Source organism: Catellatospora tritici, from assembly GCF_019083965.1.
Taxonomy (GTDB): domain Bacteria; phylum Actinomycetota; class Actinomycetes; order Mycobacteriales; family Micromonosporaceae; genus Catellatospora; species Catellatospora tritici.
This window is the reverse complement of record NZ_JAHRCY010000001.1, coordinates 515,077-532,220: the sequence shown is the minus strand read 5'-3', so window position 1 is coordinate 532,220 and position 17,144 is coordinate 515,077. Positions and strand designations below refer to the sequence as shown.

Sequence of the window (17,144 nt, the reverse complement as noted above, 5' to 3'; positions counted from 1 at the left end):
GGTGGACCACACTTCTCATCCTCCCGCGTTACTGGCTTGACGGGCGGCAAGTAAGTAACTTACCGTACGGCTAGTAAATAATCTAGCCGGGCGGCAAGTAAGCGAACCGGTGACCTGAGCGGAGCCTAACCCGTGACCGAAGTGCTCGATCGGGCGTCATCCCCGAACATCCCCAAGCCGAACCTCAAGGTCGTGCTGCCCGGTCTGATGCTCGCCATTCTGCTGGCGATGCTCGACAACATGATCGTCGGAACCGCGATGCCGCGGATCGTCGGCGAGCTGGGCGGTCTGGACAAGCTGTCCTGGGTGGTCACGGCGTACGTGCTGGGCACCACCATCTCCACCCCGATCTGGGGCAAGCTCGGCGACCTGTACGGCCGCAAGACCATCTTCATGGTCTCGATCGTCATCTTCCTGATCGGATCGGCGCTGTCCGGTGCCGCGGGCGAGATCGACCCCGGCTCGGGCATGACCCAGCTGATCGCGTTCCGGGCGCTGCAGGGCCTCGGCGGCGGCGGTCTGATGGTCGGCGCGATGGCGATCATCGGTGACCTGGTTCCCCCGCGCGAGCGCGGCAAGTACCAGGGCATGATGGCCGCGATCATGGGTATCGCGATGATCGGCGGCCCGCTGATCGGCGGCTTCATCACCGACCACGCCGACTGGCGCTGGGCCTTCTACATCAACCTGCCCATCGGCGGCGTCGCCCTGCTCGTGCTGGCCTCCACCCTGCACCTGCCGAAGTACCGCACCGAGCACCGCATCGACTGGATCGGTGCCGCGCTGCTCAGCGTCGGCGTGACCGCGCTCGTGCTGATCACCACCTGGGGCGGCAGCAAGTACGCCTGGGGCTCGAAGGAGATCATCGGCCTGGCGATCGTCGGCGTGGTCCTGCTCGCGGTGTTCCTGTGGACGCAGACCCGGGTCGCCGAGCCGATCCTGCCGCTGGGCATCTTCCGCAACCGCAACTTCAGCCTGGTCTCGATCATCGGCTTCATGGTCGGCTTCGCGATGTTCGGCGCGATCTCGTTCCTGCCGCTGTACATGCAGACCGTCCAGGGCGCCTCGGCGACCAACAGTGGCCTGCTGCTGCTGCCGATGATGCTCGGCATGATGGTGACCTCGGTCTTCGCGGGCCGCACCATCACCAAGACCGGCAAGTACCGCGCCTTCCCGATCGTCGGCGGCGTCGTGCTCGCGGTGTCGATGTACCTGCTCACCCGCCTGGACGTCGACACCAGCCGCACCGAGTCGTCCATCTACATGGTGCTGCTGGGCGTCGGCATGGGCTTCCTGATGCAGACCACCATGCTGATCGCCCAGAACAGCGTGGACCGCAAGGACCTGGGCGTCTCCAGCTCCACCGCGACGTTCGTCCGCTCCATCGGCGGCTCGTTCGGTGTGTCGCTGTTCGGCGCGGTCTTCGTCAACCGCCTCAAGGACGACATCGCCGCGCACGTCCCGGCCGGTGCCGCGGGCGGCGGGATGAACTTCAGCGTCGGCGAGCTGCAGCCGACCCAGCTCGACAAGCTGCCCGCGGCGGCCAAGGAGCTGGTGGTGCACGGCATCGCGTTCGCGACCTCGGGCCTGTTCTGGTGGGCGCTGGGCTTCGCGATCCTGGTGCCGGTCGCGGCCTGGTTCATCAAGGAGGTCCCGCTGCGCGGTCACGAGGCCGAGGGCGCCGAGGGCGAGTCCGACGTCCGCCCGCTGGTCGCCGTCGACTGACGCGGCGCCCGCCCACGCGGGTCAGTACAGACCAGACACCCCCGGCGACCCGCCTGTCGCCGGGGGTGTCGCCTGTTCGGGCGCGGTTCGCCCCGTCAGGAGCGGCGCAGCAGGCGGTCCAGCCAGGACCGGCGGGGCATGGGCGCGCTCAGCGGGCGCAGCGCCGAGGGATGGTACGAACGCGGCCAGGCCTGTGCACAGACCGCCCAGATCCGGGCGCGCAACGCCCCGTCCAGCCCCGGCGTGACGAACGCGAGCTGGGCCACCGCCGGGCCGCTGTCGGACTGTGAGGCGTCGAACCGGGCGCCGACCAGCTCCGCCACGTCCGCCCGGCAGTCCGGGTCCACCCAGGCGGCGGTGACCAGGGCGTACAGCGCCGCCTCCGCGGCCTGGTCGGCCGCTCCGAAGGCCAGCTCGACCAGCAGCCGACGCCGCGTCGAGACCGGCCACGGTTCGCCGGTGCGGTGGTGCAGCAGGCCCAGGCAGCACCACAGCTGCCGTCGTCGCGCGACCGCGTCGCCGCCCTCGGCCGCGTGCAGCGCGGCGACCAGATCGTCGGCGGGCAGCCCGGACAGGCGGATGGCCAGGTCGTAGCGCGAGGGTGGCGGCCCCCAGCCCAGGTCGAGCAGCGCGTCGAGGTCACGTCTGCCGCGCGTCGGCGCCCCCGGGATCGACGCCCCCGGTGCCGACGCGGCGCCCGCTGACGGCGGCACGAACCCCAGCCAGGGCAGGGCCTCGCAGCACTCGTCGAGGTCCAGGTGCTCGTGGCTGGCCGCCGGCTGCGTGCGCATGAAGTCGGCCAGCGCCACCAGGTGCTCGGGATTGCCGTCGGCGAGGAAGCGCAGTCGGTGCGCGGTGTGCACGGCGCAGTCGTACGACGGATCGCGCCGGATCGCCGCCTCGATCAGCCGCAGGCCCTCGGCGGGTTGCCCCGCCTCGGTCAGCCAGATCGCCAGGTCCGAGGTGACCGCGAGGTCCTCGGGGTCGTGGCGCTGCGCGCTGCGCATCGCCGTGACGGCCGCGTCGAGCTGGCCGTCGGCGCGCAGGGCGTTGGCCCGCCACATCTCGGTGAGCTTGCCCGACTCCAGCTGCGCGCCACGGGCGGACCAGCGCAGCGCCAGCGGGACGGCGCCCATCCGCCGGGCGACCCCGGAGGCGGCCCCGTGCAGCAGCGCGGCGCGGGGGAACGCGGCCAGCGCCCGCTCGGCCAGGGCGAGGTAGGCGCGGTTGGCCGCGGCGACCGGTGCGGGGGCCGGGTCGGGCAGCGCCCCCAGCACGGTGAGCAGGAGGCCGACCAGATGCTCGGGGTTGATCTGGCCCGGGTCGACCGCGTGCACCCACGCCACGTCGGCCCAGGCCCGGGTCGGGTCGTGCGCGGTCGCCTGCGCGAGCAGCGACAGCGCGTCGACGACGTCGCCGCGGCGGGCAAGCACGTGCGCGTACGCCACCACCTGCCCGATGAAGGCGCGCCGACCGGGCCGGAACAGGGCCACTCCGCCGTCCTCGGTGCGGGCGGCCAGCCGGGCGAGCAGTTCGTGCGCCTCCGGCAGGGTGGGTTCGTGCGCCAGCGCCGCGCACACGTGGTTCGCGGCGTGTTCGAAGTCCTGTTCCTCCCAGGCCAGCGCGGCGAGGGCGAGCTCGCCCAGCGCCTCCTGACGCGGATCGTCGACGCCGTCGGACACGGGAACCTCCCCTCGATGGCAGACAGGCTAGAGCAATATGCGCCAATGTGTGAGCCTGCTCATTAGTGCGCGCAGTGTTGCCGAACCGCGTTCAATCGTGCAAGACTGCGCACGAACTGAGCGACTAACGCGCAGCGCGGCAGCAGGTGCCGCGCCACGAGCGGATGATGGGTGAAATGGACATGGTTCAGCGTGGGAACGGCATGGCGACCGACATCGCGGAGCAGCCGCAGGTGCTGGCAGGTCTGCTGGAGCCGGCCAACGCCGGGGCCATCGCGCAGGTCGCCAAGGTGATCGCGCAGCGACAGCCCAAGCACGTGGTGTTCGTCGCCCGGGGCACCTCCGACCACGCGGCCCTGTACGGGTCGTACCTCACCGAGATCCGTCTCGGCCTGCCCGCGGGCCTGGCCTCGCCCAGCGCGATCACCGTCTTCGGCGCCCGCCCCGACCTGTCGCACGCCCTGGTCATCGGGGTCTCGCAGAGCGGCGGTTCGCCCGACCTGACCGAGGTGGTCCGGGTGGCCCGCGAATCCGGCGCGCTCACGCTGGCCGTGACCAACGCGCCCGATTCGGTGCTGGCGCAGACCGCCGAGCTGTCGATCGACGTGGCCGCCGGGCACGAGCGGGCCGTCGCGGCCACCAAGACCTACACCGCCGAGCTGTTCGCGCTGCTGCAGCTGATCGAGGGCGTACGCAACGGCGGCGCGCTGCCCGCCGACGAGCAGGCCGCCCTGGCCACGCTGCCCGAGCTGGCCGAGCGGACCCTGGCCGACACCACCGCCACCGAGCTCGCGGCCCGTTACCGGTTCGCCGCCCGCATGGTCACCACCGGCCGCGGCTACGCCTACCCGTCGGCGCGCGAGTCGGCGCTGAAGCTCATGGAGACGTCGTACCTGCCCGCGCTGGCCTTCTCCGGCGCCGATCTGCTGCACGGCCCGCTCGCGATGACCCAGCCCGACGTGCCGGTGCTCGCGTTCGTCGGCAACGGTCCGGGCGGGCAGGCCATGCGCGACGTGCTGGCCAGGCTCGACGAGCGCAGCGCCGACGTGGTCGCGATCGGCCCGGACCTGGTCGCCGGGGCGCACGCGCAGCTGCCGGTGCCCGCCGTGGACGAGCGCTACGCCCCGCTGCTGGAGATCCTGCCGGTGCAGCAGCTGGTCATGGCGCTGGCCCTGGCCCGCGGCAACGACCCCGACGCCCCGCGCGGACTGAAGAAGGTCACCACCACGCTCTGACCGTTCAAGCAGGGTGCGGGCATGAGAGGCTTCACTCGTGTCGACACTGCGTGAGCTGGTGGAGGAGCACACCTCCCTGGGGCCGGCCGATATCGATCATCTGCACCGGCTCGCCGGGGACTGGCAGCTGATCTCCGACCTGTCCTTCGCGGATCTGCTGTTGTGGGTGCCGGTGGACAACCACCCGACCGGGGAGCCGGCGTTCCTGTGCGTCGCGCAGGTGCGCCCGACCACGGCACCCACCGCGTACCAGGACGACCAGGTCGGGCGGATCTCGCACGGGGCCGAGGTGGCGCACCTGGCGGTGGCGCGCGAGCAGGGCCGGATCTGGCGCGAGGGCGACCCGGTCTGGTACGGCGACACCCCCGCCCGCCACGAGGCCATCCCGGTGCGCCGACGCAGCGCCGACGGCGAGGCGGGCGACGTCATGGCCGTGGTGGGCCGCGACACCAACCTCTCCACCGCCCGCACCCCCAGCCAGCTCGAACTGAACTACCTCACCACCGCCGACGACCTGGCCCAGATGATCGCCGACGGGACCTTCCCGGCCACCCGGCACGCGGGCGAGACCACCTCGGCCCCGCGCGTCGGCGACGGCCTGATCCGCCTCGACGGCAGCGGAAAGGTCACCTACGCCTCGCCCAACGCGCAGTCGGCGATCCGGCGCCTGGGCTTCTCCGCCCACCTGGTCGGCGAGGACCTGGCCGCCCTGTTCAACCGGCTGGCCGAGGATCCGCTGGAGGGCTCGGAGGCGAGCAACCGCATCCTGGGCGCGCTGCGGGGCGACGCGCCGCCGCGCAAGGAGATCGAGGCGCGTACGGCGACCGTGCTCAGCCGGGCGCTGCCGCTGATGCCCGCGGGCGTGCCCATCGGCGCGCTGGTGCTGGTGCGTGACATCACCGAGGTGAAGCGACGCGACCGCGCGCTGATCACCAAGGACGCGACCATCCGCGAGATCCACCACCGGGTCAAGAACAACCTGCAGACGGTCGCGGCGCTGCTGCGGCTGCAGGCCCGGCGGGTGACCCTGCCGGAGGCGCGGGCCGCGCTGGAGGAGTCGGTCCGCCGGGTGGCGTCGATCGCGCTGGTGCACGAGACGCTGGCGATGTCGGCCGACGAGGCGGTCGAGTTCGACGGGATCGTCGACCGGGTCGCCAACGCGGCCGCCGAGGTCGCCTCCCCAGAGTCGCCGGTGCGCACCCGCCGTGAGGGCACCTTCGGTGTGCTGCCCGCCGAGATCGCCACCCCCCTGGTGATGGTCCTCAACGAACTGCTGCTCAACGCGGTCGAGCACGGCTTCGAAGCGGTCGAGGGCAGCGTGCCCAGCGGCGCCGAGGTGGTGGTGCACGTGGAGCGGGCCAAGAAGGAGCTGCACGTGGTGGTCGCCGACAACGGACGCGGTCTGCCGGAGGACTTCGACCCCACCGCCAACAAACGTCTCGGCTTGCAGATCATCCGTACGCTCACCACCGGTGAGCTGCGAGGGAGCATCGAACTGCGCAATCGGGAAGGTGGCGGCACCGAGGCGGTGCTGTTCGTCCCGCTGGCCAAGCGCGAGCGCTGACGGGGCGTCGGGCCTGTTCACAGCCGGTTAACCGGGGGCGCGGCCGGGGTGGGCGGTGCCCGCGTCGCGGGAGCGATCTGCGTCACGTACGCGTCACTATGTGGGATGTTGCGCGGCCGAAGATTGGCACGGGGCGAGCGGCCGTGAGAGAGTTGTCGCATGAATCCCGCTGCCCACCGCCGCCTGATGGGGCTCGGGCTCACCGCCCGCCGCCACATCGACTTCGGCCGCGTGCGCAGCGCCATCTGTCCGGCCGGCTGAGCGCCCGGTCCGTTTTCTCTTTCTCGAAATCGGGCGCGACCTCCGCGCCGAAGCATTCACATGCTTAAATCCGCGTGATCCGCGGGACGGCGCGTAGCCGCGCTCTCGCTCTATAGGATCACAGGAGGACGCTGCGATGGCAGCATCAGCAGCACCGCAGTCCGCAGCAGCCCAGCCGCCGGCGACCGCCCCGGGCCGGGCCGCGCGCAAACCGCGTGGTGAGGGTCAGTGGGCGTTGGGCCACCGCGAACCCCTCAACCCCAACGAGCGCACCAAGAAGGACGACAACGGGCTCAACGTGCGCGCCCGGATCGAGAACATCTACGCCCACCGGGGCTTCGACTCGATCGACCCGGCCGACCTGCGCGGCCGGTTCCGCTGGTGGGGGCTATACACCCAGCGCAAGCCCGGCATCGACGGCGGGCGCACCGCGATCCTCGAGCCGCACGAGCTCGACGACGAATACTTCATGCTCCGCATCCGCATCGACGGCGGCCAGCTCGACCTGGCCCAACTGCGCGCGGTCGCCAACGTGTCGAGCAAGTACGGCCGCGACACCGCCGACATCACCGACCGCCAGAACGTCCAGCTGCACTGGGTGCGGGTCGAGGACGTGCCGGCGATCTGGCGCGAGATCGAGGCGGTCGGCCTGTCCACCACCGAGGCCTGCGGTGACACCCCGCGCGTGGTGATGGGCAGCCCGGTGGCGGGCATCAGCGCCGACGAGGTGCTCGACGGCACCCCGGCGATCCAGGAGATCGTCGAGAAGTACATCGGCGACCCGGCACTGTCCAATCTGCCCCGCAAGTTCAAGTCCGTGGTCTCCTGGCTGGCCGACGTGCCATACGAGGCCAACGACATCTCGTTCCTCGGCGTCGTGCACCCCGAGCACGGGCCCGGCTTCGACCTGTGGGTCGGCGGCGGCCTGTCCACCAACCCGATGCTGGCCCAGCGCCTGGGCGCCTGGATCCCACTGCACGAGGTGGCCGAGGTGTACGCCGGAGTGGCCCGCCTGTTCCGCGACTACGGCTACCGCCGCCTGCGCAGCCGCGCCCGGATCAAGTTCCTGATCGCCGACTGGGGCGTGGCGAAGTTCCGCCAGATCCTGGAGGACGAGTTCCTCGGACGCAAGCTCGTCGACGGCCCGGCGCCCGTGCTGCCCGAGCACGCCATCGACCACATCGGCGTGCACCGTCAGCGGGACGGGAAGTTCTACGTCGGCGTGGCCGCGGTCGCCGGGCGGGTCAGCGGCACGGTGCTGGCGCAGGTCGCCGACATCGCCGAGGCGCACGGCTCGGGGCGGGTGCGGCTGACCCCGTACCAGAAACTGCTCGTGCTCGACGTGGCCGAGGACCAGGTGGAGTCGCTGGTGGCGGCGCTGGACGCGATCGGGCTGCAGGCCCGGCCGTCGAGCTTCCGGCGTGACACCATGGCCTGCACCGGCATCGAGTTCTGCAAGCTGGCCATCGTCGAGACCAAGGCGACCGCGGCCAGGACCGTGGCGCACCTGGAGCAGGTGTTCGGCCACATCGACGGCTCGGTCTCGATCAACGTCAACGGCTGCCCGAACGCGTGCGCGCGGACCCAGGTCGCCGACATCGGGCTCAAGGGCCAGCTGGTCCCCGGCCCGAACGGCGAGATGGTCGAGGGCTTCCAGGTGCACCTGGGCGGCGCGCTGAGCATGGCACAGGGCCAGAACCCGAACTTCGGCCGCAAGCTGCGCGGCCTCAAGACCACCGCCGACGAACTGCCCGAGTACGCCGAGCGCCTGGTGCGCCGGTACCTCGACGGCCGCAAGGACGCGACCGAGCCGTTCGCCGAATGGGTGCTGCGCGTGGACGAGGAAGAGCTCCGATGAGCGAGCGACTCAGGGACTTCGCGCTCCTCATGACGACGCCGAGGGCGGAGTCATGAGCGAGGGTGCCCAACGCGCGGTGCCGTACTACTGCCCGTTCTGCGGCGAGGAGCAGTTCCTGCGGCCGCACGCGGGTCCAGAGCACGACGAGGAGGAGCCCGCGCCGACCACGCACGGGCAGTGGGAGTGCCGGGCCTGCCGTCGGGTCTTCGCGCTGAAGATGTTGGGCCTGCTGGGGAGGGAGACGCCATGACTGTCGAGGCGCGTCGCACCACCGAGGAACTGATCGAGCTCGCCACCCGCGCGGGCAAGGAATTGGAGGGCGCCCCGGCCGAGGAGATCCTCGGCTGGGCCGCCGCCACGTTCGGAGCCCGCTTCTGTATCACCAGCTCGTTCGCCGACGCGGTGCTCGCGCATGTCGCGGGCCGGGTCGTGCCGGGCGTCGAGGTGGTCTTCCTGGACACCGGGCTGCACTTCGCCGAGACGCTGCGGGTGCGTGACATCGCCTCGCGCACCATCCCGGTGACGGTGCGCACGGTGCGCCCCGAGCTGACCCTGGCCGAGCAGGACGAGCAGTACGGCCCCCGGCTGTACTCGCGCGACCCCGACTCGTGCTGCTACCTGCGCAAGGTGCGGCCGCTGGAGCAGGCCCTGGCCGAGTACGAAGCCTGGGGCGCGGGACTGCGCCGCGACGAGTCACCCTCCCGGGCGAACACCCCGGTGGTGCACTTCGAGCACGCCCGCGGCAAGGTCAAGGTCAACCCGCTGGCCAACTGGACCCAGGCCGACGTCGACGACTACATCGCCGCCCACGAGGTGCCGGTCAACCAGCTGCTCAACCAGGGCTACGGCTCGGTCGGCTGCTGGCCGTGCACGCGCCGGGTGGAGCCGGGCGAGGACGCGCGCGCCGGGCGCTGGGCCATGTTCGACAAGACCGAATGCGGCCTACATGCCGCGTGACCTGATGATCCACCCACTGGCCCCGGCGGGGGAGCGCCCCCCGCTGGTGCTGGTGGCGCACGGCTCGCGCGACCCGCGTGCCCAGGCGTCCACCCGGGCGCTGGCGCGCGGGGTCGCCGCGGCGCGTCCCGGTCTGGACGTGCGCTCGGCGTTCCTGGAGCTGGCCGAGCCGTCACCGGCGCGGGTGCTGTCGGCGCTGCGCGCGTCGGGCGCGCCCGCGCCGGTGGTGGTCCCGGTGCTGCTGACCCGGGCGTACCACGGGCGGGTGGATCTGCCCGCCCAGGTGGCGGGCTTCGACTGTGTGCTCGGGGGCACCCTCGGCACCGTGTCCGAGCCGCTGCTGGCCGGGCTGACCCGGCGGCTGCGGGAGGCCTGTCCGGAGTACGACGCCGTGGTGCTGGCCGCGGCGGGCACCAGTGTCGCCGCCGGTAGGGCCACGGTGGCCGAGGTCGCGGCGGAGTTGGGGCGGCGGCTGCGGGTGCCGTGCGAGGTGGCGTACGCCAGCGCGGGCGGGCCCGGTGGGGCCGAGGCGGTCACCGCGCTGCGGGCGGCCGGGGCGCGGCGGGTCGCGGCGGCGGCCTACTTCCTCGCGCCGGGTCGGCTGTACGACGCGGTGATGTCCGATGCGCTACAGGCGGGCGCGGTGGGGGCGGCGGCACCGTTGGGAGCGGCCAGAGAGCTCGTACGACTGGTGCTGGCAGCAGCGGATGCGGTGGCGCCACAGCTTGCGCTCACGGCCGTCTGAGCGCCGTTTTCGACGATTTGCGCTCAGTGCCACTCTCCCGATACCGTGCGTGAGTTGGCCCGGGCAACGTAAAAGCCCCGGAGCAACAGCGCTCATCGGGGCTTTCTACGTTTTGGTGGTGGTGCGGTGCGGGTGTTGCGGGTTGGTGCTCAGAGGGAGTGCGCGCGGACCCGGAGGCCGCCCCGGCGCTTGACTGCGCGCCGTTCCTCTTCGCTCATCCCGCCCCAGACGCCTGCGTCCTGTCCCGTCTCCAGTGCCCACTTGAGGCACTCGTCGGCGACGGAGCAACGCCGGCAGACCGCCTTGGCCTGCTCGACCTGAAGCAACGCGGGGCCAGACGTCCCGATCGGGAAGAACAGCTCCGGGTCTTCGTCGCGGCAGACTGAATGGTGGCGCCAGTCCATGGCGGAAACACTCCTTGTGGTGATGGCAGTGGGACTTGCTGAGGCTTGGTCGTACGTTGCGGGCTTCTCTGTATGCGAACGCGCGTGAGGCGATTTGGATGCGATCCAGTCATCACTGACCGCTACCGAAACCGGCGGCGCGTATGCGGGCAACAGGTTCAGCGCTCGGTACGCTTGTGAATGCTTTCACGAACTCCCGCGATGTCAAGGGGGGTGCTCGGAATTAGGACAGACGGGTGAGCAAGCTCACGACCGTTTTGTCCGGATCACCGGGCGTGACCCCGAACCCTGACTAGCGACAGCCAGTGATCAATGTAGTACCGCCGGTGAAGCGTCGCCAGTATTTCCAGCATGTGTCACGTGTGCCCATCGACACAGATGCGCGGCCAATCCCCGGTCGCGGCGCTTCTTAGCAGATTACGCGCAGGGCCTCGGGCACCGAGGTGAATTTCACCTTTTCGCGCTCACCGAGATAGTCGCCGTCGAGTTGGAATGCCTGCGGGGTGTCGCAATGGACTTCGAATTCCGCCAAGTCGTGGCGGATCATCACCTTGTCGCCGTCCATGTCTGATCGATCGGCGAGATCCTCCGGCTGACGGGACAGCATCTGGGTGACCGTATGAAGGGTGCTGGGCAGGTGGAGGGCCTTGAGCGCCAGCACGTCCAGCCCTGTGTCGAACGAAGCGCGGGCGCTGGCGTGGATCGGCCGCTCGCCCAGATACGTCCACGGTGCGGTGTTCTGCACGATCACGTTCGCCAGCCCCGCCTCGGCCTGCTCGCCCGGCTCGGTCAGCGTCAACCCCGGCTTGCGGCGGCCCGGATCGAAGAAGTACTGGCCCAGCGTCGAGCGCAGGTACAGCGCGGGGGTCGAGCGGCGTCCCTTCCGCCGGGCCTGCTCCACCCGGCGCACCACCGCGGCGTCCAGCCCGATCCCGGCGCAGAAGGTGAAGTAGCGGTCGTCGGCGCGGCCCAGTCCGACCCGGCGGAACCGGCCCGCCCGCAGCGCGGACAGGATCACCGCCGTCGCGTCCACCGGGGTGCGCGGCAGGCCCAGCGCCCGCACGAACACGTTGGTGGAGCCGCCGGGCACCACCGCCAGGGCCGGGGTCTGTTCGCCGCGCTCGGCGGCCATCAGACCGTTCACGACCTCGTTGACCGTGCCGTCGCCGCCCAGGGCGACCACCACGTCCACGCCCGTCGTCGCCGCGTCGCGGGCAAGATCGAACCCGTGCCCCCGGCGCCGGGTGTAGCCCATGGTCAAGTCCATCCGACTGCGCAGCGCATCGGCGAGCACGTCCCGCGTACGCGCGCTGGTGGTGGTGGCCTTCGGGTTCACGACGAGCAGACCTCGCATGCCCGGCAATGTACCGGGCCGCCCCACCAGCCCTTACCCCCGGTCCTCATCACGTGACGCACCGCGTCCCCACCCGGCTGGGCCACGCCGAGCGGGGTGGGGTCGGGTTCGTGCGGTTTCGACGAAACTGCACGAATTCACGGCCGCATTGCTGCACTTTCCCCGAACTGCAGCAACAAAAGCGCGGGCGGCGGGGCGGGAGAGGGTGGGACGGGACGGGGTGGGACGGGGTGGGGTGCGGGACGGAATGGCGTGGCGGGAGTGGCGCGTGGGCGGGAGTGCGGGGCGGCGGACCGGCGCGCGCTAGGGTCTCGGGGAAGCGAAGGGGGACCCATGTCCGACTCCGGTACGACCACGACCCGGTTGCCCGCGTCCCTGCTCGGCGCGGTCGCCCTGCTCGCGGTGCAGGCGCTGGCGGTCACCGTGGTGGCGGGCGCGCTCCTCTACGCCGACCTGACCGCCGAGGCGACCGACATGCGCGTCGCGGCAGGCGTGACCGTGTTCGCGATCGCCATCGCGGCCTGGCTCGGCGGCGGCGCCTGGCTGCTGCTGCGGCGCAGCCCTCGCGCCCGGGGCCCGGTGCTGGCCCTGGAGCTGCTGCTGCTCGCCCCGGCGTACTTCATGATCACCGGTGGGCAGTCCCTGCTCGGCTGGCTCGTCGCCGCCACCGCCGCCGGCGTCATCGCCTGCGTCCTGGCCCCCGCCACCACCCGCACCCTCGGCTGGTAGATCCCACCACCGGGTAGATGCCACCACCCGCACCCTCGGCTGGTAGATCCCACCACCGGGTAGATGCCACCACCCGCACCCTCGGCTGGTAGGCCCGCCGCCCCGAGCGGTATGTCGATCATGAGGTTGTGGCGGCGACACGCCGTCGAACCGGCCCATAAGTTCATGATCGACCGGAAAAGGGGTTGGTCAGGGGTGGGGGAGTTCGGTGACCAGGCGGATGGTGGCGCGGTCGGCGGTTTGTTCGGCTTCGACGCGTGAGGTCAGGCCGTTGAGGACCTTCCAGGCGAAGGCTGAGGCTTCGGGGAGTTTGCGGCGGGCGTCGGCCGGGGCGGAGACGACCACGCCCAGTTCGGTCTCGCCGATCTCGAAGCGGCAGTGCAGGTCGGCCCCGGGCGGGGCGATCACCAGCAGCATGGCGCAGGCCTCGTCGACCGCGATGCGCAGATCTTCGATCTTGTCGCCCGCGAACCGCAGCCGCGCGGCGAGCCCCGCTGTCGCCGTACGCAGAATGCCGAGCCAGCCGCCGTCGGCGGGCACGGTGACCGCGACGACGTTGTCCGTGAGCGGTACCGCCGTGCTGTGCAGAATCTGACTCACCTCGCCAACCCCCCGGCGCGGAGCCTAGCTCATGGCCGGGCACCCGCGCGCGTTCCGCGTCGGCTCGAATCCGCACGCGCAGCCCGTACGCGGTCTCCCGGTGTGCCGCCGACGCTGGCCGCACACCGGGAGAAGCGACCGATCAGGCCTGCTTGGTCTCCCAGAAGATCTTGGAGATCTCCTCGATCTTGCCCAGCAGCTGCTCGGCGACGGCCGGGTCGGCCTGGCCCTTCGCGCCGCCCGCGCCGGCCAGCTTGGTGGCCTCGTTGAACAGCTGGTGCAGCTGCGGGTACTTCTCGAAGTGCGGCGCCTTGAAGTAGTCGGTCCACAGCACCCACAGGTGGTGCTTGACCAACTCGGCGCGCTGCTCCTTGATCACCAGCGCCCGAGTGCGGAACTCGGGGTCGGTGTTGGCCTGGTACTTCTCGCAGATGGCCTTGATCGACTCAGCCTCGATCCGGGCCTGGGCCGGGTCGTAGACGCCGCACGGCAGGTCGCAGTGCGCGCTGACCACCGTGCGCGGCTTGAGGCCGCGTCCTTTCAAGAACTGCATCAGGTCCTCCATGAGGTGCCGTAGGTCTGAACGGGACAATGATCCCCATGTCGACCCTATACCGGTGAGGAGACCACATTGCGTTGGCCGCTGTATCCCGTCATCGTGCGCGGGCCGTCCATGGCCCCGACGCTGCGGCACGGCGACATGCTCCTGGTGCGCCGGGGCGGCCGTGGCACCCGGCCGGGCGACGTGGTCATCGCCCGCTTCCGTACCCGTCCTGACCTGCTGGTAATCAAGCGGGCCGTGGCGCCGCGCGACGGCGGGTGGTGGCTGCGCGGCGACAACGACCTGGTCACCGACGACTCCCGGGCGTACGGCGTGGCGGACGTGGTCGGCCGGGTGCTGTGTCGCTACTGGCCGCGCCCGCGACTCGTTCGGGGCAAGGGAGTGTGAAAAATCCGCCAACCGGACACCCCGGTCATTGATCATGCACAAGACCAGGAATAAACTCCTGACCTCGGGAGAACCCCGTGAACTCCGCCGCGCCGCGTCAACGCTGACCCGTCGTTGATCTCGACCGGCCCGTGTGTTGAGACTATGGGAGTCCACCGTGGAGCATCCGGCGTTCGAACGGCACCGAGGCGGCAAGATGGTCGTCGCCAGCACCGTGCCCTTGGCCACTCGAGAAGACCTGTCCCTGGCGTACACCCCGGGTGTCGCGCTCGTCTGCGAGGCGATCGCACAGGACCCGGCCCTTGCGTACGACTACACCTGGGTGGGGCACACCGTCGCCGTCGTCACCGACGGTTCGGCCGTGCTCGGCCTGGGCAACATCGGACCCAAAGCCGCGCTGCCCGTGATGGAGGGCAAGGCCGTCCTGTTCAAGCAGTTCGGCGGGGTCGACGCGGTGCCGATCTGCCTGGACACGCAGGACCCCGACGAGATCGTCGCGATCGTGAAGGCGCTCGCGCCGGGCTTCGGCGGCATCAACCTGGAGGACATCTCCGCGCCGCGCTGCTTCGACATCGAGCGGCGGCTGGTGGAAGCCCTGGACATCCCGGTCTTCCACGACGACCAGCACGGCACCGCGGTGGTGGTGTTCGCCGCCCTGCGCAACGCCGCGACGCTGACCGAGCGCAAGCTCGGCGACCTGCGCGTGGTCATCTCCGGCGCCGGGGCGGCCGGGGTGGCCGTGGCGAAGATGCTGATGGCGGGCGGGGTCGATCCGGCGGCGCTGGTCGTGTGCGACTCACGCGGCGCCATCCACCAGGGGCGGTCCGACCTGGTGGCGGGTTCGGCCAAGGCGGAGCTCGCGGAGCGTACGAACGCGGCGGGGGCGCGCGGCGACATCGCCGCCGCGCTGTCCGGTGCGGACGTGCTGATCGGCGTCTCGGGCGGGCAGATCCCGGAGGAGGCGGTCGCCGGCATGGCGCCCGGGGCCATGATCTTCGCGCTGGCCAACCCGACGCCCGAGGTGCATCCGGAGGTCGCCACGCGGTACGCCGCGATCGTCGCGACGGGCCGCAGCGACTTTCCGAACCAGATCAACAACGTGCTCGCGTTCCCGGGCATCTTCCGGGGCGCGCTGCAGGCCCGCGCCACCCGGATCACCGAGGGGATGAAGCTCGCCGCCGCCAACGCGATCGCCGACGTGGTCGCCGCCGACCTCAGCCCCGAGGCGATCGTGCCCAGCGCGCTCGACCCGCGCGTCGCCCCGGCCGTCGCGGCCGCCGTCGCCGACGCCGCCCACCGCGACGCCGTCACCCGCTGACGCACCCCGCGCCGCGCCCGCGCCGCGCCGCGTCGCGGGGCAGGGCGGGGCGGGGCGGTGGCAACAGTTTCGGGGAAAGTGCTGGAATCTTGGATTGGATTCGAGCAGTTTCCCCGAAACTGCACCCTGCCTTCCCCGAAACCGCGGCGCGGTGGGACGCGGCGCGGCGGGCGAGCGGGGCCTGTTAGCGTCGCCGGTATGCGTGCGGTTTATGCGGAATCGATCAATGAGGATGATCCGTTGGCGGGACTGGTCATCGGGGAGCGACCGGAGCCCGAGGTGCCGGAGGGGTGGACGACGGTCCGGGTGCGCGCGAGCGCGCTGAACCACCACGACCTCTGGTCGCTCAAGGGCGTCGGCCTGTCGGCCGACAAGCTGCCGATGATCCTGGGCAACGACGCGGCGGGGGTGGACGCCGACGGCAACGAGGTGGTCGTGCACGCCGTGATCGGTGATCCGGCGGCGGGCGGTGGCGACGAGACCCTTGATCCGCGCCGGACCCTGCTGTCCGAACTGCACCCGGGCACGCTGGCCGACCTGGTGGCCGTGCCGCGGCGCAACCTGGTGCCCAAGCCCGAGGGCATGAGCTGGACCGACGCGGCGTGCGTACCGACGGCGTGGCTCACGGCGTACCGGATGTTGACGACGCGGGGGCGGGTGCGCGAGGGCGACAGCGTGCTGGTGCAGGGCGCGGGCGGCGGGGTGGCCACCGCGGCGATCGTGCTGGGCCGGGCCCTGGGCGCGCGGGTGTACGCCACCAGCCGCGACGCGGCCAAGCGGGAGCAGGCCGCGGCGCTGGGCGCGTCCGGGCTGGCCACCGGCGACCGCCTGCCCGAGCGGGTGGACGTGGTGATCGAGACGGTCGGCGCCGCGACCTTAGACCACTCGATCAAGAGCACCAAGCCCGGCGGCCGGATCGTGGTGTCGGGCTCGACGTCGGGGCACCTGGCCACGGTCGACCTGCGCCGGGTGTTCTTCCTGCAGCAGGAGATCGTCGGGTCGACCATGGGCACCCGCGACGAGCTGGCCGCGCTACTGGAGCTGATGGCCACCAAGAAGATCACCCCGGTGGTGGCCGGGGTGTACGGCTTCTCGCAGGCGCGGGCCGCGTTCGAGGAGCTCGCGGCCGGTCGCGCCTTCGGGAAGATCGTGCTCGATCACAGCCGCTGAGGCGGCTGCAGCGGGGCGGCGGTGGTGGCGGTCACGCCGCCCCACCGGTCCCGGCACACGTAGGCCAGGTTGGCATGGATCCACAGGTCGTCGTTGTCGCGCAGCACCGGACGGTCGCAGTGCGCGCACGGGCTCACCCTGGGGTACGGCGGGCGCCCGTTCATGGTCGTGGCCCCTTCCGCCCGCGGATCACCACTCGGGCGTCCGCCTCGGTGGTCGGCTCGGAACCGGTCGTCGGATGTATTCCAAGTTCCAACCGGCCCGGCTTGACCAGGCCGGTCAGGAAGGTCATATCGAGCCGCCGCGCCATGGGCAGCAGCTCGATCCTGAAGTGGTACGACGCGCTCTCGGTCAGTGCCACGATCCCTCCACCTCATCGTGTTCCGCAGCAGGGACTTGCAACGGGACCATCCCGTCGACAATGTCGATGTAGTCACTTGGTCAATGTAGCTCTGTCGCATTAGGACCGCAACCCCATACCCCTGGTCACGCCCCCGTTCGGGGCGCTCATTCGCGCAGTTTCGGGGGAAGTGCACGAAAATTGCTAGAAAATCGGGCAAATTACCCCCAACAGCACCAAACCCCCCCCACAC

Annotated in this window: 18 protein-coding genes; 11 read left to right on the top strand and 7 right to left on the bottom strand. The window is 71.2% G+C overall.

Annotated features, from left to right (window positions below; genetic code table 11):
- Positions 1–207 precede the first annotated feature (207 nt).
- Positions 208–1,725 (top strand): MDR family MFS transporter, encoded by a 1,518-nt coding sequence (locus KUA19_RS02350; protein WP_217394673.1) that lies wholly within the window; start codon positions 208–210, stop codon positions 1,723–1,725.
- A 95-nt stretch (positions 1,726–1,820) separates the two neighbouring features.
- Here KUA19_RS02350 and KUA19_RS02345 read toward each other — a convergent pair whose 3' ends face one another.
- Positions 1,821–3,407, bottom strand: a complete 1,587-nt coding sequence (locus KUA19_RS02345; RefSeq protein ID WP_217394332.1) for a hypothetical protein — start codon at positions 3,405–3,407, stop codon at positions 1,821–1,823.
- Between the two features lie 203 nt (positions 3,408–3,610).
- Between KUA19_RS02345 and KUA19_RS02340 the strand changes: the two genes are divergently transcribed.
- From KUA19_RS02340 to KUA19_RS02315, 6 genes are all read left to right on the top strand, one after another.
- The gene (locus KUA19_RS02340; protein ID WP_217394672.1) at positions 3,611–4,642 is read left to right on the top strand and encodes an SIS domain-containing protein; all 1,032 of its coding nucleotides are present in this window, start codon (positions 3,611–3,613) and stop codon (positions 4,640–4,642) included.
- Positions 4,643–4,679: 37 nt separating this feature from the next.
- Positions 4,680–6,206, top strand: coding sequence for a sensor histidine kinase (locus KUA19_RS02335; protein WP_217394330.1), 1,527 nt, complete (start codon positions 4,680–4,682; stop codon positions 6,204–6,206).
- A 397-nt stretch (positions 6,207–6,603) separates the two neighbouring features.
- On the top strand, positions 6,604–8,325 hold the full coding sequence (locus tag KUA19_RS02330; protein ID WP_217394328.1) for a nitrite/sulfite reductase: 1,722 nt from the start codon (positions 6,604–6,606) through the stop codon (positions 8,323–8,325).
- A gap of 52 nt (positions 8,326–8,377) precedes the next feature.
- The gene (locus KUA19_RS02325) at positions 8,378–8,575 is read left to right on the top strand and encodes an eL43 family ribosomal protein (protein ID WP_217394326.1); all 198 of its coding nucleotides are present in this window, start codon (positions 8,378–8,380) and stop codon (positions 8,573–8,575) included.
- The gene (locus tag KUA19_RS02320; protein ID WP_217394324.1) at positions 8,572–9,282 is read left to right on the top strand and encodes a phosphoadenylyl-sulfate reductase; all 711 of its coding nucleotides are present in this window, start codon (positions 8,572–8,574) and stop codon (positions 9,280–9,282) included. Before KUA19_RS02325 ends, KUA19_RS02320 begins: the two co-directional genes overlap by 4 nt.
- On the top strand, positions 9,272–10,027 hold the full coding sequence (locus tag KUA19_RS02315; RefSeq protein ID WP_254548407.1) for a sirohydrochlorin chelatase: 756 nt from the start codon (positions 9,272–9,274) through the stop codon (positions 10,025–10,027). Before KUA19_RS02320 ends, KUA19_RS02315 begins: the two co-directional genes overlap by 11 nt.
- Positions 10,028–10,176: 149 nt before the next feature.
- Here KUA19_RS02315 and KUA19_RS02310 read toward each other — a convergent pair whose 3' ends face one another.
- Together KUA19_RS02310 and KUA19_RS02305 are read right to left on the bottom strand one after the other, a co-directional pair.
- Positions 10,177–10,431 (bottom strand): WhiB family transcriptional regulator, encoded by a 255-nt coding sequence (locus KUA19_RS02310; RefSeq protein WP_217394322.1) that lies wholly within the window; start codon positions 10,429–10,431, stop codon positions 10,177–10,179.
- 409 nt (positions 10,432–10,840) lie between these two features.
- Positions 10,841–11,785, bottom strand: coding sequence for a diacylglycerol/lipid kinase family protein (locus KUA19_RS02305; protein WP_217394320.1), 945 nt, complete (start codon positions 11,783–11,785; stop codon positions 10,841–10,843).
- Between the two features lie 333 nt (positions 11,786–12,118).
- On the opposite strand from KUA19_RS02305, the gene KUA19_RS02300 reads away from it, so the two are divergent.
- A complete protein-coding gene (locus KUA19_RS02300) occupies positions 12,119–12,514 on the top strand; it encodes a hypothetical protein (protein ID WP_217394318.1) in 396 nt (131 codons plus the stop codon).
- Positions 12,515–12,703: 189 nt separating this feature from the next.
- Here KUA19_RS02300 and KUA19_RS02295 read toward each other — a convergent pair whose 3' ends face one another.
- The gene (locus tag KUA19_RS02295; RefSeq protein WP_217394670.1) at positions 12,704–13,105 is read right to left on the bottom strand and encodes an ATP-binding protein; all 402 of its coding nucleotides are present in this window, start codon (positions 13,103–13,105) and stop codon (positions 12,704–12,706) included.
- Positions 13,106–13,256: 151 nt separating this feature from the next.
- Positions 13,257–13,667 carry a superoxide dismutase, Ni gene (gene sodN, locus KUA19_RS02290; protein WP_217394316.1) on the bottom strand — a complete coding sequence of 137 codons (411 nt, stop codon included), beginning with the start codon at positions 13,665–13,667 and terminating at the stop codon, positions 13,257–13,259.
- Positions 13,668–13,745: 78 nt separating this feature from the next.
- Between sodN and KUA19_RS02285 the strand changes: the two genes are divergently transcribed.
- The 3 genes from KUA19_RS02285 to KUA19_RS02275 all read left to right on the top strand — a co-directional run bounded on the left by KUA19_RS02285 (position 13,746) and on the right by KUA19_RS02275 (position 16,551).
- Positions 13,746–14,063, top strand: a complete 318-nt coding sequence (locus tag KUA19_RS02285) for a S26 family signal peptidase (protein ID WP_302498338.1) — start codon at positions 13,746–13,748, stop codon at positions 14,061–14,063.
- A gap of 196 nt (positions 14,064–14,259) precedes the next feature.
- Positions 14,260–15,381, top strand: a complete 1,122-nt coding sequence (locus tag KUA19_RS02280; RefSeq protein WP_217394668.1) for an NAD(P)-dependent malic enzyme — start codon at positions 14,260–14,262, stop codon at positions 15,379–15,381.
- 198 nt (positions 15,382–15,579) lie between these two features.
- A complete protein-coding gene (locus tag KUA19_RS02275) occupies positions 15,580–16,551 on the top strand; it encodes a zinc-binding dehydrogenase (RefSeq protein WP_217394315.1) in 972 nt (323 codons plus the stop codon).
- Here the strand turns inward: KUA19_RS02275 and KUA19_RS02270 are convergent.
- Both KUA19_RS02270 and KUA19_RS02265 read right to left on the bottom strand, forming a co-directional pair.
- A complete protein-coding gene (locus KUA19_RS02270; RefSeq protein ID WP_217394314.1) occupies positions 16,539–16,715 on the bottom strand; it encodes a hypothetical protein in 177 nt (58 codons plus the stop codon). The genes KUA19_RS02275 and KUA19_RS02270 overlap by 13 nt on opposite strands.
- Positions 16,712–16,912, bottom strand: a complete 201-nt coding sequence (locus tag KUA19_RS02265; RefSeq protein ID WP_217394313.1) for a hypothetical protein — start codon at positions 16,910–16,912, stop codon at positions 16,712–16,714. Before KUA19_RS02265 ends, KUA19_RS02270 begins: the two co-directional genes overlap by 4 nt.
- Positions 16,913–17,144: the final 232 nt, after the last annotated feature.